The sequence below is a fragment of the Streptomyces sp. NPDC048751 genome, from assembly GCF_043198595.1.
In the GTDB taxonomy this organism is placed as follows: domain Bacteria; phylum Actinomycetota; class Actinomycetes; order Streptomycetales; family Streptomycetaceae; genus Streptomyces.
Genome location: NZ_JBICUX010000001.1, coordinates 950,051 through 970,633 on the forward strand (window position 1 = coordinate 950,051; position 20,583 = coordinate 970,633).

The window sequence follows — 20,583 nt, forward strand, 5'->3', positions numbered from 1 at the left end:
ACATGACCTACACCGACTACGCGACCGGCGAACCCGTCCTCGACACCAAGGCCCCCTCCGGCCCCGTGGCCGAACGGTGGGACACACGCCGCTTCGAGGCCAAGCTGGTCAACCCCGCCAACCGGCGCAAGCACACGGTGATCGTCGTGGGCACCGGCCTCGCGGGCGGCTCCGCCGGTGCCACCCTCGCCGAACAGGGCTACCACGTCGTCCAGTTCTGCTACCAGGACTCCCCGCGCCGCGCCCACTCGATCGCCGCCCAGGGCGGTATCAACGCGGCGAAGAACTACCGCAACGACGGCGACTCCGTCCACCGCCTCTTCTACGACACCGTCAAGGGCGGCGACTTCAGGGCACGCGAGTCCAACGTCCACCGGCTCGCCCAGATCTCCGTGGAGATCATCGACCAGTGCGTGGCGCAGGGCGTGCCCTTCGCCCGCGAGTACGGCGGTCTGCTCGACACCCGTTCCTTCGGCGGCGTCCAGGTGTCCCGCACCTTCTACGCCCGCGGACAGACGGGCCAGCAGCTGCTGCTGGGCGCGTACCAGGCGCTGTCGAGGCAGATCGCCGCAGGCAACGTGGAGATGCACCCGCGCACCGAGATGCTCGACCTGATCGTCGTCGACGGGCGGGCGCGCGGAATCGTCGCGCGGGACCTGATCACGGGGAAGATCGACACGTACTTCGCGGACGCCGTCGTACTCGCCAGCGGCGGCTACGGCAACGTCTTCTACCTGTCGACCAACGCCATGAACTCCAACGCCACCGCCGTCTGGCGCGCCCACCGGCGGGGCGCCTACTTCGCCAACCCCTGCTTCACCCAGATCCACCCCACCTGCATCCCGCGCACCGGCGACCACCAGTCCAAGCTCACCCTGATGAGCGAGTCACTGCGCAACGACGGCCGGATCTGGGTGCCCAAGGCCAAGGGCGACGACCGGCCGCCGAACAAGATCCCCGAGGACGAGCGCGACTACTACCTGGAGCGCATCTACCCCTCCTTCGGCAACCTGGTCCCGCGCGACATCGCCTCCCGCGCCGCGAAGAACGTCTGCGACGAGGGCAGGGGAGTGGGGCCGGGCGGGCAGGGCGTCTACCTCGACTTCGCCGACGCCATCGAGCGCATGGGGCGCGGGGCCGTCGAAGCCAAGTACGGCAACCTCTTCGACATGTACCAGCGGATCACCGACGAGGATCCGTACGAGGTGCCGATGCGGATCTACCCCGCCGTGCACTACACGATGGGCGGACTGTGGGTCGACTACGACCTCCAGACCACCGTCCCCGGCCTGTTCGCCATCGGTGAGGCCAACTTCTCCGACCACGGCGCCAACCGGCTCGGCGCCTCCGCCCTCATGCAGGGCCTCGCCGACGGCTACTTCGTGCTGCCGGCCACCATCAACGACTACCTCGCCCGCAACCCGCACCAGGGCGAGGTGACCGACGAACACCCCGTCGTGCAGGAGGTGTTGGCGGAGACCCAGGACCGGCTCAACCTGCTGCTGTCCGTCGACGGCGACCGTACCCCCGACTCCTTCCACCGCGAGGTCGGCGAACTCATGTGGGAGTTCTGCGGAATGGCGCGGACGGACGCGGGGCTGCGCAAGGCACTGGAGCGCATCCCGCAGATCCGCGAGGAGTTCTGGCGGCGCATCAAGGTGCCCGGCACCGGCGAGGAGTTCAACCAGTCGCTGGAGAAGGCCAACCGGATCGTCGACTACCTGGAGCTCGCCGAGCTCATGTGCCTCGACGCAGTGCACCGAGCCGAGTCCTGCGGCGGCCACTTCCGCGAGGAGTCCCAGACGCCCGACGGCGAGGCCGCCCGCAGGGACGAGGAGTTCTCGTACGCGGCCGCCTGGGAGTTCACCGGCACGGGCGAGGCCCCCACCCTGCACAAGGAAGACCTGGTCTTCGAGTACGTCCACCCCACCCAGCGGAGCTACGCATGAAGCTCACCCTGCGCGTCTGGCGGCAGAAGAACGCCGACGCCGACGGCACCATGTCCACGTACGACGTGGACGGCATCTCACCCGACATGTCGTTCCTGGAGATGCTCGACACGCTCAACGAGGAGCTCATCCTGCGGGGCGAGGACCCGGTGGCCTTCGATCACGACTGCCGGGAGGGCATCTGCGGGGCGTGTTCGCTCGTCATCAACGGCGACGCGCACGGGCCGGAGCGCACCACCACCTGTCAGCTGCACATGCGTTCCTTCAAGGACGGCGACACGATCGATGTGGAGCCGTGGAGGGCGTCGGCGTTTCCGGTGATCAAGGACCTGGTCGTGGACCGGTCGGCGTTCGACCGCATCATCCAGGCCGGTGGGTACATCACCGCGCCGACGGGGTCCGCGCCGGAGGCCCATGCGACGGCCGTGCCGAAGCCGGACGCGGACTCCGCGTTCGAGCATGCGGAGTGCATCGGGTGCGGGGCGTGTGTGGCCGCGTGCCCCAATGGCGCGGCGATGTTGTTCACGTCGGCGAAGGTCAATCATCTGAACGTGTTGCCGCAGGGGGCGCCGGAGCGGGAGACGCGGGTGCTGGACATGGTCGCGCAGATGGATGAGGAAGGGTTCGGGGGGTGCACGTTGGCGGGGGAGTGCGCGACGGCTTGCCCGAAGGGCATCCCTCTGGTGTCCATCACGGGTATGAACAGGGAGTGGCTGCGGGCTGCGCGGAAGGTGAAGCGGTAGCGCCGTAGGGGGAGCTGTCGTTTTCGGGGTGCGGGTGCGCTGTGGCTTGTCGCTCCTGGGATTCAACCTCCCCACATCCTCCCTCCCGCCGTCCGTCATGTGCTCGCCAATCAGGGTCGGAAGAAACAAGGGGTACGCCACCGTCCCCGAAGTGGCCCGTCCCTGGAGTGAGCCATGACCGGCGTTTCCACGCTCGACCGTCCCCCGCAGAACGTGGCACCCACCCGCTACACCGTGACCCTGGCCCGTGACGAGGACGACGTGCGGGCCGCTCAGCGGCTGCGGCACGAGGTGTTCGCCGGGGAGATGGGGGCCCTGCTGAACTCCCCGCAGCCGGGCCTCGACGTCGACCCGTTCGACGCCTACTGCGACCACCTGCTCGTCCGGGACACCCTGACCGGCCAGGTCGTCGGGACGTACCGGCTGCTGCCGCCGGAGCGGGCCGCGGTGGCCGGGCGGCTCTACTCGGAGAGCGAGTTCGACCTCGCGCCGCTGGACGCGATCCGGCCGGGGCTCGTCGAGGTCGGCCGCTCCTGTGTGCACCCCGACCACCGGGACGGCGCCGTCATCGGCCTGATCTGGGCCGGGATCGCCCGCTACATGGTGGACCGGGGCCACGAGTGGCTCGCCGGCTGCTGCTCCATCCCGCTCGCCGACGGCGGCGTTCTGGCGGCCGGGACGTGGGACCGCGTACGGGAGAAGTACCTGGCGCCCGAGGAGTACCGCGTACGGCCGCTGCTGCCGTGGGTGCCCGACGAGACGGCCGCCGCTCCCGCGCGCACCGAACTCCCCGCCCTCCTGCGCGGTTACCTCCGCCTGGGGGCCTGGGTGTGCGCCGAGCCCGCGCACGACCCGGACTTCGGGGTCGCCGACCTGTATGTGCTGCTGTCGATGCGCCGGGTCAACTCGCGCTACCTGCGGCACTTCCTCTCTCTCGTGCCGGCCTGATGAGCGTCTGGCTTCCCAGCGCGCCCTGCACCCCGCGGGCGTGCGTGGAGGCGACGGGGTCCGCCGCGGCCGTACCGCGCGCCGTACTGCGGTTCGCGGTGGTCGTGGCGCTGATCCTCGCCGGGGTCGTGCTGACGCCGATCGGCGGGAGGATACCGGCCGGGGCGGTGCGCTGGTGGTGCCGGGCGATCGTCCGGGCCGCCGGGGTACGGCTCCGTGTCACCGGCGGCACCGCGCCCACCGGCGGCCTGCTGCTGGTCGCCAACCACATATCGTGGCTGGACATCCCGCTGCTGGCCGCCGTCCGCCCGGCCCGCATGCTGGCCAAGGCCGAGATCCGGCAGTGGCCCATCGCGGGGGCGCTGGCCGCGCGCGGCGGCGTGGTGTTCATCGACCGCGACCGGCTGCGCGCGCTCCCCGACACGGTCGCGCGCCTCGCGGGGGCCCTCCGTGCCGGGCAGGCCGTCGCGGTGTTCCCCGAGGGCAGTACCTGGTGCGGGCGCGCCCAGGGCCGTTTCCGCCGGGCCGTCTTCCAGGCCGCCCTCGACGCGCGGGTCCCGGTCCAGCCGGTGCGCATCCGGTACCGGATCGCCGGGGGAGCGGCCAGCACGGCACCCGCCTTCGTCGGTGACGACTCGCTCCTCGCCTCGGTGTGGCGGGTGGTCGCGGCGCGGGGTCTCACGGCCGAGGTCCATGTGCCGCCCGCGATCGGTGCGGGCGACTGCGCCGACCGCAGGGCCCTCGCCCGGGCGGCCGAGGAGCACTCACTGGGCCGGACGCGTCAGGCGCGGGTCGTCGCTCCAGTCGTCCAGCACCTCGCCGTGCCCGGACCGGCGGGCCGACCCCTCGACGGTCGGCCGGCCGGCCGCGGCGAGCGCTGAACCGGCGACGCGACCTCGACGAACTCCTGGTACACGAGGGGCTGTTGGCCTGCCATGGTGAGATCATGGCGGGCCAGGTCCGATGCCGTGAGGGGAGTGCGTGTGAAGGGTGGTCCGGGCGGGGAGGCGGTTCTGGTGACGGGCGGCAGCGGGTTCGTGGCCGCCCATCTGGTGCGGGAGTTGCTGGAGCGCGGCTACCGGGTGCGTACCACCGTCCGCAGCACGGCGAACGCGGCGAAGACGGACCCGCTGCGGGCGATGGGCGCCACGCACCCCGGCCGGCTGGAGATCTTCGAGGCGGACCTGCTGCGCGAGGGGTCCTTCGACGAGGCGATGAAGGGCTGCTCGGTCGTCTTCCACGTGGCCTCGCCGTTCCTCATGCCGGAGAAGATCAAGGACGGCCGGCGGGACGTCGTGGAGCCCGCGCTGCTCGGCACGCGCAACGTGCTCGCGAGCGTGGAGCGGACGGAGACGGTCGTCCGACTGGTCTTCACCTCCACCGTCGGCGCGATCTTCGGCGACTACGCCGACGTGCTGGACATGGACGACCGGGTCCTGTCGGAGAAGTACGTCAACACCACGAGCACCGTCGAGAACAACCCGTACCACTACGCCAAGACGGTCGCGGAGCGAGCCGCGTGGGAGGCGGAGGCGGCCCAGGACCGCTGGAGCATGGTCTCCGTCAACCCGGGCCTCGTCCTGGGTCCTTCCCTCACTCCCGCCTCGGACTCGGGCAGCCTCTTCCTCCTGGACGAACTCCTCAAGGGCTACTTCTTCTACGGCGCCCCCGACTTCAGTTTCACCACGGTGGACGTACGCGACGTCGCCCTGGCACACATCGCGGCGGCGGAGCGACCCGAGGCGCACGGCCGTTACATCGTGGCGGCGCAGGAGATGACGTCCTTCCACCAGATGTCCCGCATCCTCCGCAAGCACCACCCCCGCAACCTCCGCCTGCCCCGAACAGCCCTCCCGCACTGGCCCGTTCGCCTCCTCGGCCCCGCTTTCGGACTCACCCAGGACTACATCCGCAAACACCTCGGCATCCGCTTCCGCGTGGACAACTCCCGCAGCATCACGGAACTGGGCCTCACCTACCGCCCGATCGAGGAGACGCTCGTGGACCACTACCGGGCGTGGCGCGGACGGTGACGGGGCGGCCCGGAGGGCGGGGGCGGCCCGGAGGCGGGGCGGCGGATTCCACTGACAGAATGGCGCTGACCAGCAGTACCAGAAGGGGGGAAGAGCATGGACGTGCTCGTTCTGTCGTGTGTCCTCGCGCTCGTCATCGGGGGGTGCGTCTGTGTGGTGTGGGCGGCGCGGGGTGGCCCGCGCTGGGTGCGCGCGGTGGCCCTCGTCACGGTCGCCCTGGGCCACCTGGTGAGCGGGGCCTCGGGCAAGCGCCGGAGCTCGAGCGGCAGCTCGGGTGGCGACTCGGACGACTGAACCGCCCCGGCGGTCCGCCTCTCAGTCAGCCCTTCGCGTGAGTCTCCCGCCACAAATACGAGGCCGTCGCGCTCCCTTCCGCCCCCGCCACCTCCCTCGGCGGCCCCGCCGCGACGATGCGGCCGCCCGCGGTGCCGCCGCCCGGGCCCAGGTCGACGACCCAGTCGGCCCCGGCGACGACGGACATGTCATGTTCGACGACGATGACCGTGTGGCCGCTGTCGACCAGGCCGTGCAGCTGGCGCAGCAGGACCTCCACGTCGGCGGGGTGGAGACCGGTCGTGGGTTCGTCGAGGAGGTAGAGGGTGTGGGCGCGGCGGCCGCGCTGCAACTCGCTCGCCAGTTTGATGCGCTGGGCCTCGCCGCCGGACAGCTCGGTCGCGGGCTGTCCGAGACGCAGATAGCCGAGGCCCACGTCGAGCAGGGTGGACAGGCTGCGGGCCACGGCCGGGGTGTCCGCGAAGAACTCCGCGGCCCCCTCCACCGTCAGGTCCAGCACCTGCGCGATGTTCCGTCCCCGGTACGTCACTTCGAGCGTCGCGGGCTCATAGCGCGCGCCGCCGCAGTCCGGGCACGGCGCGTACGTGCTCGGCAGGAACAGCAGCTCCACGCTGACGAACCCCTCGCCCTGGCAGGTCTCGCAGCGCCCTCCGGTCACGTTGAAGGAGAAGCGGCCGACGCCGTAACCCCGCGCCCGTGCCGCGTCGGTGGCCGCGAAGACCTTGCGGACGTCGTCGAAGAGGCCGGTGTACGTGGCGAGGTTGGAGCGCGGGGTGCGCCCGATCGGCTTCTGGTCCACCGCCACCAGCCGGCCCACGCCCGCCAGGTCCGGTGTGATCTCGCCGATGAGCGTGGACTTCCCCGAGCCCGAGACACCGGTGACCGCGGTGAACACGCCCAGCGGGAACTCGGCCGTCACCCCGCGCAGGTTGTGCCGGGTGACCGGGCCGACCTTCAACTGGCCGCGCGGGGTGCGGACCTGCCGCGCGGGCGCGGGGGAGTGGTCGAACAGGTAGCGGGCCGTCGCGGACTCCGGCACCGCGGCCAGGTCCGCCACCGGCCCGCTGTGCAGCACCCGTCCGCCGTGCTCGCCGGCGTGCGGGCCGACGTCCACGAGCCAGTCGGCGGCGCGGACCACGTCCAGGTGGTGCTCCACCACGAACACCGAGTTCCCCGCGGCCTTCAGCCGCTCCAGCACCGTGAGCAGCGCCTCGGTGTCCGCCGGGTGCAGTCCGGCGGACGGCTCGTCGAGGACGTACACGACCCCGAAGAGACCGGAGCGCAGCTGGGTCGCCAGGCGCAGCCGCTGGAGCTCGCCCGCCGAGAGGGTGGGAGTGGCGCGGTCGAGGCTGAGGTAGCCGAGGCCCAGCTCGACGACGGGCTCGATCCGGGACCGCAGGTCCTGGGTGAGGACCCGCGACGCCTCGTCCCGTGCCGTCAGGGAATCCGCCAGCTCCACCAGCGGCACCGCGGCCAGCTCGGCGATCGTACGGCCCGCGAAGGTGACCGCCAGCGCCTCGGGCCGCAGCCGGCTGCCGCCGCAGCCCGCACAGGGCGCGCTGGTCAGGAAGCGCTCCGCCTTCGCCCGCAGGGTCGCGCTCTTGGAGTCGGAGAACGTCTTCATGACGTACCGGCGGGCGCTCATGTACGTGCCCTGGTACGTCCGTTGGATGCGGTCGGCGTCCCGGACCGGGTGCACGGTGACCACCGGCTGCTCGTCCGTGAACAGGATCCACTCCCGTTCCCCGGCGGGCAGTTCGCGCCAGGGGCGGTCCACGTCGTACCCCAGCGCGTCCAGGATGTCGCGCAGGTTCTTGCCCTGCCAGGCGCCCGGCCACGCGGCGATCGCGCCCTCCCGGATCGACAGGGACGGGTCGGGGACGAGCGACTCCTCGGTCGTCCGGTGGACGCGTCCCAGGCCGTGGCAGTCCGGACAGGCCCCGACCGCCGTGTTGGGGGAGAAGGCGTCCGAGTCGAGGCGCTCGGCACCCGGCGGGTAGTCCCCGGCGCGGGAGAACAGCATCCGCAGCGAGTTCGAGAGGTTGGTGACCGTGCCGACCGAGGAGCGGGACGTCGGCACCGAGCGGCGCTGCTGGAGGGAGACCGCGGGCGGCAGACCGGTGATCTCACCGACCTTCGGCGCGCCGACCTGGTGGATCAGGCGGCGCGCGTACGGTGCCACCGACTCGAAGTAGCGGCGCTGGGCCTCCGCGTAGATCGTGCCGAACGCCAGCGACGACTTCCCCGAACCGGAGACGCCTGTGAACACGGTCAACGCGTCCCGGGGGATGTCGACGTCCACGCTCCGAAGGTTGTGTTCGCGGGCGCCTCGCACGCGGACGAACGAGTCGGGTGAGCCGGGCATGAGCGACATCTCCGTACGGGGCTTCGACTGGGGCGGGACAAATCCCCGAGTCTAGGCTCATGAGCTCAGGGACCGAAGCTCCGCACGGCGTCACCCGGTGACGTTCTCCCCGTTCACGATCCCGGCCAGTCGCCGGTGGGAGTCCAGCAGCGCCGTACGGTCGTACGTACTGGTCGTGACGAGGATCTCCTGCGCGCCGGTGTCCTTCAACAGCATGTCCAGCTCGTCGGCGACCTGCTCCTCGGTGCCGACGATGTGCCCGGTCAGGCCGGACTCGTAGAAGCCGCGCTCCTTCGCGGTCATCGCCCGGGCCTCGATCTCCTCGGCGGGCGGCAGCGGCGGGAAGGTGCCGTGGGTGCGCGAGTACGCCATCGACCAGGCCTCCGGCATCAGGATCCGCCGGGCCGCCTCGGGTGTCTCCGCCACGGCGATCGTGCCGGAGACGACGACGTACGGTTCGCTCGCCCAGGGCGACGGCCGGAACCCCGCGCGGTAGGTCTCGATCCCGCGCCGCATCTTCTCCCGGTCACGGAGGTCGCCGATGACCATCGGCAGGCCGGCGCGGGCCGCGATGGTCGCGCCCTCGCCCATGGCCAGGACGAACGGCGGCACCGCCAGCCCCTCCGCGGGCCGCGCACGCACACCGGTCGGGGAAGTGCCCCGGAACCAGCCCAGCAGTTCCTGGAGCTGCCCGGCGAAGTCCCCGGCGTCGTCCTTGTCGCGGCCCAGGGCCCTGCGCACCCCGTCGGTGAAGCCCACCGAGCGGCCCAGGCCCATGTCGATCCGGCCCGGGAAGAGGGACTCCAGCACCCCGAACTGCTCGGCCACGACCAGCGGCCGGTGGTTGGGCAGCATGACCCCGCCGGTGCCGACCCGGATCGTGCGCGTCGCCCCGGCCACGGCGGCCGCCAGAACGGTCGGCGCCGACCCTGCGACCCCGGGCACACCGTGGTGCTCCGACACCCAGAACCGGTGGTACCCGAGCCGCTCCACCTCCCGCGCGAGCCCCACGGTGTCCCGCAGCGCCTCACCGACCGGGCGGCCCTCGCGGGTGCGGGAGCGGTCGAGCACGGAGAAGCGGGCCGAGGCGATCACGGAACTCATACCGGGTTCAACACCGGACAGCCCGCAGGATTCCTCGCGGCGCACCTTGTCCATGAAAGCGCCATGCAGGGCTGAAGGTGCAGGCAATGCTGACGCCCGTGTCCTACGCTTTGTTCGGGGGCGGCGTCCGTGCCGCAGGGGGAGGCGGGATGATCGTCGGAATCCACGGCATCCGGTGTTACCGGTACCTGGCCCGGGCGGGCACGGTGGAGCTGGCCGGGCAGGCCCTCGCCGCCGAGTGGACCGCGGCGCTCGGGCTTCCGCCCGACCCTCGGACGGTCCACGCCGCGTACTACTCCCAGCTGCTGCATCTCGGCACCACCCAGGGCGCGGACGAACCCGAGCAGCTGCCGCCGGGGGCCCAACGGCTCCTGGTGGACTGGGTGTCCGCGCTGGGCGCTCCCGCCGAGGTCACGATGGGACCGGGCACGCTGCCCGTCCGGCAGGCGGCCGGCTGGCTCGCCGAACGGTACGGCACGGCGGCACGGCGGTTCGCGGTGTTGTTCTGCCGCGAGGTCGACACCTACATCTCCGACCGGAACTCACCACGACGGGCCGCGGTGCGCGAGGAAGTGCACCGGGTGCTGAGCGAACGGCGGCCCAGGGTCGTGGTCGCGCATTCGCTGGGCTCCGTCGTGGCGTACGAAGCGCTGTGGCACCACCCGGTGGAGCTCGACCTGCTCGTGACGCTGGGTTCGCCGCTCGGCATGCCCCATGTCGTCTTCGAGCGCCTTTCGCTGGGCGAGGGCAACGAGGAGCACAAGGGGCTGCGGCCCCCGAAGGTCGCGCGCTGGGTCAACATCGCCGACATCGGCGACATGGTTGCCGTACCCCGCGACCTGCCCAGCCGTTTCCCGGGAATCGACGCCCACTACGACGTCTCGCTCGGACTGGTGGCCTCGCACAAGGCGACACGCTATCTGGCACTGCCCGAACTGGCCCGTGAACTGGGCCCGTTGCTTCCCGCCGGCTGAGGCCGGTCAGTCCTCCGGGGTCCGTCTCCGGCGCAGCACCACGACCTCCCACTCGCAGCCCAGGACGAGCTCCTGCCCGCGAAGGAGCAGCGTCGGCACCGTCCCGGGGACACCGATGTTCTCGCGCAGCCGGCCCGACGCGAGGTCCCAGACCCGCACGGCGCAGTCATCGGCGGCCACCACCACCGGCGTTCCCCCGACGGCGCCGCACGCCACGGCGTTGACGCCGCCCGTCACTCTGAGTGGCTCCGTCAGACCGGTCCCGTTCGCCAGGTCCCAGACGCGCACCAGGCCGTCCTGCCCGCCCGTGACCGCGACGGCGGTGCCGTCGTCCAGCTCCGTGCAGGCCAGCGCTGTGGCCCAGCCCTGGTGCGCCGCGACCGGGGCCCGCGCGGCGAGGCCGGTCCACAGGTCCCAGATCCGCAGGGTGCCGTCGTCACCGCAGGAGACGGCGGTGGGTCTGCCACCGAGGTCCACGCCGGCCACGGCGTTGACTCCGCCGCTGTGGCCTGCGAACGGCAGCCCACGCCGACGGCCGGACGCCGCGTCCCAGCACAGCAGCAGGCCGTCCGCTCCCCCCGACAGCAGGACGGGGCGGCCGTCGAGACGGGTGGTGGTGAGGGCGTGCACGGGGCCGGTACCCGTGGCGAAGGGGGTGCCGTAGGGGGTTCCGTCGGCGAGGTCCCAGCGGTGGATGTGACCGTCGGCTCCCCCCGACGCCAGGACGGGGCGGCCGTCGAGGTGGGTGGTGGTGAGGGCGTGCACGGGTCTGGTGTCGGGGGTGCGGGCGCGCTCGGGTCCGGGGTCGGGGGTGAGGGGGGTGCCGTAGGGGGTTCCGTCGGCGAGGTCCCAGCGGTGGATGTGGCCGTCGGCCCCCGCCGAGGCGAGCAGGACACGTTCGGGGAGTTCGGCGACCGTGAGGGCGGTGACCCAGGAGGTGTGCCCGACGGGCATACTCGTACGTTGCCTCTCCCACGGCACGTTCCACACCCACAGCACCGGGTCCGTGCCCGCGGAGACCACCACCGGAGGGTCGGACTCGGGATGGGCGAGAGCGGTGACAGCCCCCATGTGCCCCACGAACCGGTTGATCTCGGACAGCTGCCGACCGTCCTCCTCGGGGTCCCAGCTGCGGATCGTGCCGTCGCTGCCACCGCTGAGGATCCGGACGCCTTCCGTGCCGGTGACGCAGGCCAGTGCGTAGACCGGCCCGTCGTGCGGTGCGGCCGACTGCGAGGTCAGCTCGTGCGTGCGGGCGTTCCAGAGGCGTACGTGTCCGTCCTTTCCTGCCGTCACGAGCTGCTCCGCACCCCGGGCCGTGAGGGTGACGAGGGCGTTGACCTGTGACGGGTGACGGATCCCTGGGCCCAGTTCCTCCTCGGTGACGAGCGACCAGAAACGGATGTGGTCCGGCTCGTTCACGGCGATGGCGAGGACAGAACGTTGTTCGACCGGCGTCCGCGCCCCGTCCCGCGCCTGCACCAGCGCGAGTGCGGTGACCCGGTTCGTGCTCCGGGGCAGCCGTAACGTACTCACCGGCTCGTCGCCACTCAGATCCCACAGCAGCAGGCGGCCCGACTCGTCCGCGGTCAGCGCGCTCGGACTGTCCACCACCTCGCCGCACGCGAGGGCCCGCACCGTCGCGGTGTGCCCGTCGAGCGGCAGGCTCCTGGCCGTCAGCGCGGGCAGATCCCACAGGGTCAGGGCACCTCCGCTGCCGGCACTCAGCAGGACCGTGGCACCCTCGACCCGCGTGCAGACCAGGGCCTGGATCTCTCCCGAACGGGGATCGGCCCAGGCATGTTGCCGTCCGGTGCGGGTGTTCCACACGCGCACCTTGCCGTTCCTGCTCCCGGTGACGACGAGGGGCGCCTCGTCGATCGTCGCCGCCGCCAGGGCGGTCACCCGGTCGTCCGGTACCTGGAGGGTGAACGCGTGGGCCGCACTGATCCGGCTCCCGGTCGCCCAGGACGGGCGCCAGAGCATGGGCGATCCGGTGCCGGGGACGGGATCGGCGAGCCGGTCGGCGAGGGTCCGGGCCTCGTGCCGGACCGCGTCCAGGGCCAGGATGTGGCGCCGTTGCTCGGCCTCGACCCTGCGATGCAGATGAGCGCTCGTCCGGTAGACGGCCGCGGCGCTCCTCGCCGGCTCCGAGACGGCGTGCCGCAACTCGGGCACGAGCCAGTCGGGGTCGGCGTGCACCAGAAACTCGGGGTCGGTGCACAACTCGTCGAACCGCCCGGCGTCCACCGCGTGCTGGGCCAGGTGCCGCCGTGGATAACCGTGCAGCGCGCCCCACGCCGGACGCCCGTCCGGATCGTCGCGCAGGGACCGCAGCAACGCCTCGTGGACCAGGACCCCGGGTGTGTCGGAGAGCTGCTGATCCGTCGGGACCGGGCGCAGGCGCAACTCGTCCGCGACGCTCTTGTGGAGCAGCCCGTGCAGCATCGTGCCGTCCCTGTCCGCCACTGAGCGCAGGAACGCCCGTACGTCGTCCAGGAGTTGCCCGACCACGGCGGCGTCCACGCGCACGGTGCCGGATGCGAACACCCGGGCCACGGCGGTGACCGCCGACACCGGCATACCGTCGCCCTGTGCGAAGGCGAGAGCCGCGAGCACCGGACGCAGCAGCTGATGGGCGTGATCCTGACCGAAACTCAGGTCGAGGAGCCCGGGAAGCGTCAGCGGTACCTCGGAGCCGAGCTTCCGGGCCGCCGCCGGGTCGACGAGCCGCTGCCGTACGGAGTCCTGAAGCGCGTACGACGCGTAGAGCGCCGCCATGAGGAACGAGCCCGTCGCGGCGTCCGCCAGCGCTCGGGCCGTGGTCGCGGCGAACCCGGCCACGGCCTCGTCGCTCGGGCCGCCCGGCGCCGCGTCCTGGAGCGCGGCCGTCAGCAGTTTGACGATGTACTCGCGGAGGTCCTTCTCGAGATACTCGCGGCGTGTGTCGTCCAGGTCGACCAGGTCCCCGGACGTCCGGGCCGTCTCGACGAGCGCCGTGAACGGCTCCTCGTTGCGCGCGCCCAGCAGAAGCCGGCACACGGGTCTGCCGTCGGGTCTGACCGCGGTGCCGATCGGCTGGAGAAGCGTCCGTACGGCCTCGCGCCCGTACCGCATCTCGTCGAGCGCGTCGACGATCACCACGGGAGGAGGCCCGGCCAGCCGGCGGAGTGCGTCGATCAGCTCCTCCACGGTCCAGTCGGTCGGCGCCTCCGTGTTCGGTCCCGCCGGTCGCAGGTCCAGTTGCCGGGCCAGCGAGTCGACCATCTCGCGCAGCGTTCGCTGCCGGGCATGGACGGCGGCCAGCGCTGAGCTCGCCGTCACGGACCGGCCCAGTGGCTCCCACAGCGACTCCGTCGGCGTACGCAGTCGCGGATGGGCGGCGCACAGCAGGACGCCGATGAGGGCCGACTTCCCCGCTCCCGGGCTGCCCGTGACCACGCAGAGCCTGGAGGCGGTCTCGTCCTCCAACCAGTCCGCCAGGCGCGCGGTCTCCGTCGCACGGCCGGTGAACAGCCCTCGGCCGCCCTCGGCCCGCAACACCTCGGGGAAGCCGGCACCGCCCTGGGCGTGGCGTCGGAAGTGCGCCAGGTCGGCGACCTCGTCCAGGAACGCGCCCAGCTCGCCGCTCAGCCGGGCGCCGATCTCGCCCCGGACCCGGTTGAGCGGGCTGGAGTCGTGACAGGGGTTGGGCAGGAACGGGAGATCCCGAGCGGCCCGGTCGGCGGCGATCGCGGTGACCCGTTGCGACAGACCGCCGCGGTCCGCGGCGAGGAGCTTCACCCGCGACTCGACCTCGCCGACGAACCAGTAGTAGTCGATGAAGCGTCGGCCGTGGTCGAACTGGATCCGCTTCTCCGCGATGTCGTTCAGCACCTCGGCGACCGCCTGGGTGAAGCGCCCGTCCACGGCGAGTTCCGACTCGCCCGCGGCGGCCATGACCCAGGCGCGGTTCGAACCGTCCAGGGTACGCAGCTGCCAGTCCCTGCGGGCGGCCTGTCCCGCATGGCACAGGTCGAGGAGGAACAGCACGGCCGGGCGGCCCGGGAAGTCCTCAACCGCGGCCAGCCACGCGTCCACGGAGGTTTCCGGCAGATGGGCGCTGTCCGATCCGAGGGCGTAGAGCCCGGTGGTACGAGGCACTCCGTGACTGAGCACGTGCACGATCAGCACGTCGTCACCCGGTGACTCGGTGAGGGTCTCGCGGAGCGCGGCGCCGAGCGCGGCCGCCGTCGGCCCGGGGTCGTCCACCGTGCTCTCGCCGGCGCCGGCGCTGGTGAGCGTGGTGCAGACGTAGCCGAACGCCTCGTGTTCGAGGGCCTTCTTCAAGGCCGCCACGCGATCGCGGGCGAAGGAGAGGTCATCGGGCTCGTCGTCGTCCTCCACTCCGTACTCGGGGTGCGGCGCGAATCGGGAGACACCGATGCTCAAGGCCCTGCGGCGGAGCGGGCGAGCGGTCTCGACGTCCGGTGCCGCGCCGGACGAGCCGTGCTGGGGCCGGGGCTGCGATCCGTCCGGCCGGGCGCGCGCGGACGGTTCCCCGGCGGTGGCCGTCACGTCGCGCCCGGTTGCTGCCGCAACCAGTCCTCGGGGTCGGCGCGGATCCCGGCCGCCTCCTCCTCGGCGCCACACGCGTCGAGGACCTTCGCGAGCAGCTCCACCAGCGCCCGCACACCGGGGTACCCGGCACCGGCGTTGGCCAGCAGGCGCCGCAGCGCGAGCGTGCCGAGGGCCCGGCAACCGGCCGTGTCCTTGCAGGCATGCAGGTACCGCAGCTGTCGCAGGACGAGCTCGCGGATGTCCGGATCCTTGTCGCCGAGGGCGCCCACCGGGTCCAGATGCCGGGTCAGCTTGCCGAAGCGGGTCCACAGCGCCGGAACCTCCGGGAGGTCGCGTCCGAAGTGCTCGACCATCCGGGCGCGTGCCGCCCGGCGGGCTTCGGCCAACTCGTCCTCGGTCAGCCTTTCCTGGCAGGCGCGCTGGACGACCGGGGGGACGAAAACCCACTCGTCGCCCGGCTCTCCGTCCCGCAGCAGGGCGAGTCGGCGCAACGCCGCGAGCGCCGGGTCCGCGTACCTGCCGGACGCCTCGGGCGCTCGGTCCGTCAGCAGCTTGACGGGTACGGGACCCGCGGCGAGCACGGCGATCCGGCGCGCCACGTCCCGGGTGGACCTCTCCGACCTCAGGACATGGTCGAGCGAGACCCGGCACGCCTCGCCCACCGGGTCGGACGCTGCTGCTGCCGAGGCCGCAGCCGCCGTAGAGGAGCCGTCGCCGGGCGACGCCGCCGAGGAGTCGTCGCCCGGCCCGAGCCGGTCGAGCCAGGCCTCGGGCGTCTCGCCGGTGACCGACAGGAAGGTCGTCGCCAGCTCCAGGGCGAGGGGTGAGCCGTCGAGCCGCTCCGCGAGACGCCGGGCCTGCGACGCCTCCAGCGCCGAGGCGTGCAGGTGCGCCAGCGCCATCGCCTTTCGGCGCCTCAGCGCGGGCACGCGGTGGACGGTGAACCCCTCGGGCCAGTCCGGGGCCGCGGAGGTCACCAGCGTCGAACGGCGGCCACCGGGCAGGTCGGGCAGCACCTCGTCGGGGGTCGCGCCGTCCAGGACCAGCAGCCAGCGGGGATCGGTGCCGTCCTCGGCCCGCCGCGCCAGTTCGTCGGCCGCGCGGGCCAGATCCGCCCCGCCGACGGTGGGCGATCCGGCGGACAGCCACAGCACGAAGTCGAACTCCGAGCCGAGGGTGAGCGCGTACTCCACCGCGACAGCCGTGGATCCACCGCCTTCCGGTGCGCACAGGACCTGAGGCACCGCCTCGCCACTCGTCAGTGCCTGGTGCAACTCCTTCAACAGCGGCTCGCGGTCCAACAGTTCGGTCGCCCGCGGCGGTCGTGTGCCCCAGACCTTGCGGGTGCCCGCGGCCGCACCGACCGCCCGGTCCGGGACCGGGGAGCGCTCCAGACTCTGCGCGACCGTCTCGTACTTGGGGCTGAGCCGGCGCAGCACCTGCGCGGACACCTCGGCGAACGGCCGGTGGCGGCGCAGCTCTTCCACGGCTGACGCGTCGGCACGGAGCACGGCGGCGAAATCCACGTGGGAGCCGTACTCGTTCGCCAGGTAGTCGGAGACGAGACGCAGGATCTCTCGCGCGGCCCGCCGACCGAGTCCGCCGAGGAGCTCCGCGCGTACCCCGGGGCGGAAGTCGAACATGATGTCGTCGCCCCGTGCTCCGACGCTGTCCTCGGTGCGTTCCAGGAGACCGCTGAGGTATATCTCGGCGAGCTGGGACGGATGCGGGTCGGACAGCATCTGCTGCTGCACGATGCGCATGACCGGCGGACTCAGCGCCACGGCGGACAGATAGACGGTCAGCTTGAAGGCCTCCTCGCTCGCGAAGGCCCTGAACTGCTCCAGAAGGTCGGTGGGGGAGAGTTCCGCAGCGGTCGGCCCGTCCGGGGGCGTCGACCGGCGCGCCGGTGCAGAGCCGACAAGGGTGACCAGCGCGTCGAAGTCCGACGACTCCCCGCTGGTGAGCGACGCCCACGGGCCGAGCGACCGCGCGTCCAGCATCAGCAGCGGCACAGGCATGTCACCCTTGGACGCGGCGGACGTCACCAGCCCGGTGTTCGCGCCCGGGACGGGCGAGCGCAACTTCACTTCGTGCAGGTCCAGCGGGCAGCGCTCCCACATCCTGCGGGGCAGCGGCTGAACGATGGCGACCGGTCCGCTGCGGCCCCACAGCCGGAGCAACTGGTCGAGGGTGCCGTCCGACCACGAGGGACTGATGCAGTCCGAGACCACGAGAACCACTCGCCGCCCCGTCGGATCGACGAGTTCGCCGGGACTGCTGTAGGTCGCCGAGGTGCTCGCACCGGGGGAGGGGAGCCCCCGCCGCAGGACGACCCCGAGGGATCGGGACTGCTCCGACGGCAGCGTCCAGTCCTGGACCGACCGGAAGGAGCCGGCGCTCTGCAACAGTGCTCGGAACTCCCGTACCGCGCGGTCCCACACCGCCATGGACACACTGTCGTCGACGACCAGGGCGACATCGAGCCACCGGGTCGGCGCGGGCCGCAGCACCGGAAACCAGAACCCGGTGTCGGCGACGCGGTTCACGGTGGCCTCCTCGTCCAACTGCAGCTGGGGCCGGAGCCCGGGGGGAGTCCGGCGCCCCAGGGGGCGCAGGGCCCTGCGCAATGCCAGGGCACCCGACAGCGCGGGCGCCGTCGGCAGGCGGACCGGGGTCGCGTTCCCGGCCGCGCCCCGCCCGCCGGGCAGCGCCAGCCTCGCCAGGGCGGACGAGGCGTCCTCGGATTCGTCCCGGTGCGGCGCCGGGAGATCACGCGGTGGGTCCGCTCCCGGCGGTCTGGGGAACCGGGCCGTCGGCCCCGGGGCCGGTCGCGGCGGCGCGTCCGGCACGGGCGGCGATCCGGCACTCCGGGCGCCGGGGCGGCCGTCCGGCGGTGTGGGGAGGTGTCCCGCCAGCCACAGGGCGTCCGCCACCTCCTGCCAGGTCGGCCGGTCCTCGGCGCCCCGCAGAAGTCGAGAGATGAGGTCGTCGGTCATCAGAACCCTGGATCCAACCGCCTCAGTACGGTCTGCAGCACGGTGTCCCCCTCGTGTGTCCCACCGCCGCCGTCCCTGAGGAGAAGGTAGACCGCGTTGAGCAGTTGGTCGGTGGCGAGGGATTCACCGGACCTGCGCCGGACGAACTCCTCGATGAGCGCCGCGCCCCGCTCCACGGCCTCCCGTCCCAGATGCGCCTCGACGATACGGACGAGAAGGTCGAGGCTCGGCTCGGGCAGGTCCAGACGCAGACAGCGGCGCAGGAACGCGGCGGGGAACTCCCGCTCGCCGTTGCTCGTCAGCACGGTGAACGGGAACGCCTCGGTGCGCACTCGTCCGTGCATCACGTGCACCGTCTCCCGCGGGTCGTCATAGACCTGCACCCGGGCCTCCGGACGGTCGAGACGGGCGAGTTCGGGGATGACGAACTCACCTTCCTCGAAGACGTTGAGCAGGTCGTTGGGCAGATCGGGGTCACTCTTGTCGATCTCGTCGATGAGCAGGACCCGGGGAACACGGCTCGGGAGCAGCGCCGTGCCGAGCGGGCCGAGCTGCAGGTACCGCCCGATGTCCAGGGCACGCGGCGGGGGAGAGTCGTAGCCCATGTCCATGACGCCCACATCGTCGATGTGGCGCGACTCCACCTTCAGGTTGGCGTCCTGGAGGCGGCCCAGCGCGTCGTACGTGTACAGGCCGTCGCGCAGGACGGAGCGGCTGGTGATGGGCCAGCTCAGCACGCGGCCCAGCCTGAGCTCGTGGGCCACGTGGTGGGCGAGGGAGGACTTGCCCGAGCCCGGTGGACCGGTCACCAGGAGGGGACGCCGCAGGTACAGCGCGGCGTTGACGACGTCCACGATCTCCGGCGTCGCCTGGTAGACGGCTCCGCGCAGCCACGGGTCCGGGGCCGAGCGGCCGTACCGCGACTCCGCCGCCGACGGCGTGCGCCAGGGCGGGGGCGCGGGCAGCCTCTCGATGCCTTCGTGCGGTACTCCTGTGCCTCGGTAGACGTGCCATGCGTGCGACACCTTCGATGCCTGCCCTTCGTTCATGTGGCCTCACAGGGGTGCGCGGAACTCTCCGGCGCGCAGCGGGGTGCGCTCCGGGTCGTCCCAGAGCAGAGCGAGGTCGGTGCTCGGGCGGTGTGCGCCGTCCAGAGCCGCGGTGCGCCTGCGCAGATCCAGGATGATGTGCGGAAGCCTGTCGAGTCCCCCCTCGTCGACCAGTCGGGGGGCCAGGTCCTCCCGGAGGAACCGGGTGCTCTCGGGGCCCCCCGTGCGGTCCCACACCGCGATGGGCACCCCGGTTTGCAGAAGCAGCTCCAGGCGTTCCTGGAGGGTGCCCTCCTGCTCTTCCCAGGAGGACGTTCCACTGACCAGCACGGGGACAGCCGTTTCCATCCGCTGGGACAACTCATGCCGGCCGACGGCCGTCTGGTCCGCGTCGAGCAGCAGGGCCGGCACGTGGTCGGGGCGGCCGTGCCGCAGTCGTCGCCACCTGTCCTGCCACAACCGGCGGGTCCAGGGGTCGCGTTGGCGGTCCTGGTCCCGCACGACGACGGGATGCAGACACCCCAGGGGCCTCCCGGGGTCCCGGGGGGACGTCGGCACCAACCACTGTTCCACGGGCAGGTTGATCAGTTCGCGTGGCAGCATGAACTCGACGCGGCTCGGTCCGTCGAGGTCGTACTCGTGTGCCGTGCGCAGGAAGTCCCTGACGCGGGCGGAGATCTGGTCGAGGCGCTGCGGCTCGTCCTCGTGGACGAGGGGGATCCAATGCCCGTCGCCCTGGCCGAGCCACACCGACAGCAGGTACTCCGGCCGGGCCGGCAGGAAGGGCTGAAGGCGCAGGACCAGGGTCACGCCCTCCGGCGGTCGCGTCCGGCCGGGGGCGGCGGGGTCGCCCAGTCGGCCTGCCGGGATGCCGAGGCGTTCGGCGACCTCGTACGCCCACTCCCAGAGGCGCACACGATCCTGCGGCGCGGAACGATCGGCGAGGGTGAGAGCGAAGCGGAGCAGCGGAGGGACGTCCCCCGGCGGAGCGATGAGGTCTTCCAGGAGCTCCAGGGCGTGCGGGAGGTCCTCCGGCCGCTCCGGCACCAGCGCCGCCGCCCGGGCGTAGGCGCTTCGCCAGATGTCCCGCTCCCAGGAGCGCAGCAGGCGCAGCAGCGTGGCGCGCTCCTCCCCGGTGAGCAGCGACGGAAACCCGAGCCGGGGGGCCAGCTCACGGAAGCGCAGTGTCTCGGCGGTGTCGCCGTGGAAGTCGCGCAGCAGGTCCACCAGAACGGGCATCACGCCGGGGCGCCACGCGCACTGACGGATCAGGGAGCGCGCCTGTGGGAGGGGATCGTCTCCCGAGACCTCGATCCGTTCACCGGTGTCCGCGGAGAGTTCCTCCAGGAGCACCTGGCGCGTCTGTTCGTCCCGGAAGCCGTCGAGGCGAAGCAGGAGCCGGGTGAGTTCGTCCAGTACGGCGTCCGGGCCGTTCAAGCGCGCCCCACGGTCGAGCCGGCTGACGACATCGCGCCTCCAGGAGGGTCCGCCTGCGGTGGGTGTGAGGGCCGGGACGGCCAAGTGCACGGACATGGTACGGAGTTGCAGGCGCCCATACCTGCAAC

13 protein-coding genes are annotated in these 20,583 nt (G+C 72.2%); 7 read left to right on the forward strand and 6 right to left on the reverse strand.

Annotation, left to right across the window (positions count from 1 at the left end; all coding sequences use genetic code 11):
* Positions 1–2 precede the first annotated feature (2 nt).
* The 6 genes from ACGFNV_RS04245 to ACGFNV_RS04270 all read left to right on the forward strand — a co-directional run bounded on the left by ACGFNV_RS04245 (position 3) and on the right by ACGFNV_RS04270 (position 5,967).
* On the forward strand, positions 3–1,949 hold the full coding sequence (locus ACGFNV_RS04245; protein WP_393619221.1) for a fumarate reductase/succinate dehydrogenase flavoprotein subunit: 1,947 nt from the start codon (positions 3–5) through the stop codon (positions 1,947–1,949).
* On the forward strand, positions 1,946–2,692 hold the full coding sequence (locus ACGFNV_RS04250; protein ID WP_393619222.1) for a succinate dehydrogenase/fumarate reductase iron-sulfur subunit: 747 nt from the start codon (positions 1,946–1,948) through the stop codon (positions 2,690–2,692). The genes ACGFNV_RS04245 and ACGFNV_RS04250 overlap by 4 nt, the downstream gene beginning before the upstream one ends.
* Before the next feature lie 174 nt (positions 2,693–2,866).
* Entirely contained in the window at positions 2,867–3,640 is a 774-nt protein-coding gene (locus ACGFNV_RS04255; RefSeq protein WP_393619223.1) for a GNAT family N-acetyltransferase, read from the forward strand.
* A complete protein-coding gene (locus ACGFNV_RS04260) occupies positions 3,640–4,521 on the forward strand; it encodes a lysophospholipid acyltransferase family protein (protein WP_393619224.1) in 882 nt (293 codons plus the stop codon). Before ACGFNV_RS04255 ends, ACGFNV_RS04260 begins: the two co-directional genes overlap by 1 nt.
* 102 nt (positions 4,522–4,623) lie before the next feature.
* A complete protein-coding gene (locus ACGFNV_RS04265; RefSeq protein WP_393619225.1) occupies positions 4,624–5,673 on the forward strand; it encodes an NAD-dependent epimerase/dehydratase family protein in 1,050 nt (349 codons plus the stop codon).
* Between the two features lie 96 nt (positions 5,674–5,769).
* Positions 5,770–5,967, forward strand: a complete 198-nt coding sequence (locus ACGFNV_RS04270; protein ID WP_393619226.1) for a hypothetical protein — start codon at positions 5,770–5,772, stop codon at positions 5,965–5,967.
* Positions 5,968–5,992: 25 nt separating this feature from the next.
* Here ACGFNV_RS04270 and ACGFNV_RS04275 read toward each other — a convergent pair whose 3' ends face one another.
* Positions 5,993–8,332 (reverse strand): ATP-binding cassette domain-containing protein, encoded by a 2,340-nt coding sequence (locus ACGFNV_RS04275; protein ID WP_393619228.1) that lies wholly within the window; start codon positions 8,330–8,332, stop codon positions 5,993–5,995.
* Positions 8,333–8,422: 90 nt separating this feature from the next.
* Positions 8,423–9,436 carry an LLM class flavin-dependent oxidoreductase gene (locus ACGFNV_RS04280; protein ID WP_393619230.1) on the reverse strand — a complete coding sequence of 338 codons (1,014 nt, stop codon included), beginning with the start codon at positions 9,434–9,436 and terminating at the stop codon, positions 8,423–8,425.
* Positions 9,437–9,585: 149 nt separating this feature from the next.
* On the opposite strand from ACGFNV_RS04280, the gene ACGFNV_RS04285 reads away from it, so the two are divergent.
* Positions 9,586–10,410, forward strand: a complete 825-nt coding sequence (locus tag ACGFNV_RS04285) for a serine peptidase (protein ID WP_393619232.1) — start codon at positions 9,586–9,588, stop codon at positions 10,408–10,410.
* Between the two features lie 6 nt (positions 10,411–10,416).
* On the opposite strand, the gene ACGFNV_RS04290 is transcribed toward ACGFNV_RS04285, so the two are convergent.
* The 4 genes from ACGFNV_RS04290 to ACGFNV_RS04305 are packed head-to-tail and all read right to left on the reverse strand — an operon-like array spanning position 10,417 to position 20,455.
* Positions 10,417–14,967: an AAA family ATPase gene (locus tag ACGFNV_RS04290; RefSeq protein ID WP_393619234.1), complete on the reverse strand. Its 4,551-nt coding sequence runs from the start codon at positions 14,965–14,967 to the stop codon at positions 10,417–10,419.
* The gene (locus ACGFNV_RS04295) at positions 14,964–17,969 is read right to left on the reverse strand and encodes an SAV_2336 N-terminal domain-related protein (RefSeq protein ID WP_393619235.1); all 3,006 of its coding nucleotides are present in this window, start codon (positions 17,967–17,969) and stop codon (positions 14,964–14,966) included. The genes ACGFNV_RS04290 and ACGFNV_RS04295 overlap by 4 nt, the downstream gene beginning before the upstream one ends.
* On the reverse strand, positions 17,969–19,018 hold the full coding sequence (locus ACGFNV_RS04300) for an AAA family ATPase (protein WP_393619236.1): 1,050 nt from the start codon (positions 19,016–19,018) through the stop codon (positions 17,969–17,971). The genes ACGFNV_RS04295 and ACGFNV_RS04300 overlap by 1 nt, the downstream gene beginning before the upstream one ends.
* 6 nt (positions 19,019–19,024) lie before the next feature.
* On the reverse strand, positions 19,025–20,455 hold the full coding sequence (locus tag ACGFNV_RS04305) for a hypothetical protein (RefSeq protein WP_393619237.1): 1,431 nt from the start codon (positions 20,453–20,455) through the stop codon (positions 19,025–19,027).
* Positions 20,456–20,583 lie beyond the last annotated feature (128 nt).

Excerpts from the sequence above, each read along its gene's own strand:
- ACGFNV_RS04245 (WP_393619221.1), top strand. The coding sequence starts at position 3 with ATGACCTACACCGACTACGCGACCGGCGAACCCGTCCTCGACACCAAG.
- ACGFNV_RS04250 (WP_393619222.1), top strand. The coding sequence starts at position 1,946 with ATGAAGCTCACCCTGCGCGTCTGGCGGCAGAAGAACGCCGACGCCGAC.
- ACGFNV_RS04255 (WP_393619223.1), top strand. The coding sequence starts at position 2,867 with ATGACCGGCGTTTCCACGCTCGACCGTCCCCCGCAGAACGTGGCACCC.
- ACGFNV_RS04260 (WP_393619224.1), top strand. The coding sequence starts at position 3,640 with ATGAGCGTCTGGCTTCCCAGCGCGCCCTGCACCCCGCGGGCGTGCGTG.
- ACGFNV_RS04270 (WP_393619226.1), top strand. The coding sequence starts at position 5,770 with ATGGACGTGCTCGTTCTGTCGTGTGTCCTCGCGCTCGTCATCGGGGGG.
- ACGFNV_RS04275 (WP_393619228.1), bottom strand. The coding sequence starts at position 8,332 with ATGCCCGGCTCACCCGACTCGTTCGTCCGCGTGCGAGGCGCCCGCGAA.
- ACGFNV_RS04280 (WP_393619230.1), bottom strand. The coding sequence starts at position 9,436 with ATGAGTTCCGTGATCGCCTCGGCCCGCTTCTCCGTGCTCGACCGCTCC.
- ACGFNV_RS04285 (WP_393619232.1), top strand. The coding sequence starts at position 9,586 with ATGATCGTCGGAATCCACGGCATCCGGTGTTACCGGTACCTGGCCCGG.
- ACGFNV_RS04295 (WP_393619235.1), bottom strand. The coding sequence starts at position 17,969 with ATGACCGACGACCTCATCTCTCGACTTCTGCGGGGCGCCGAGGACCGG.
- ACGFNV_RS04300 (WP_393619236.1), bottom strand. The coding sequence starts at position 19,018 with ATGAACGAAGGGCAGGCATCGAAGGTGTCGCACGCATGGCACGTCTAC.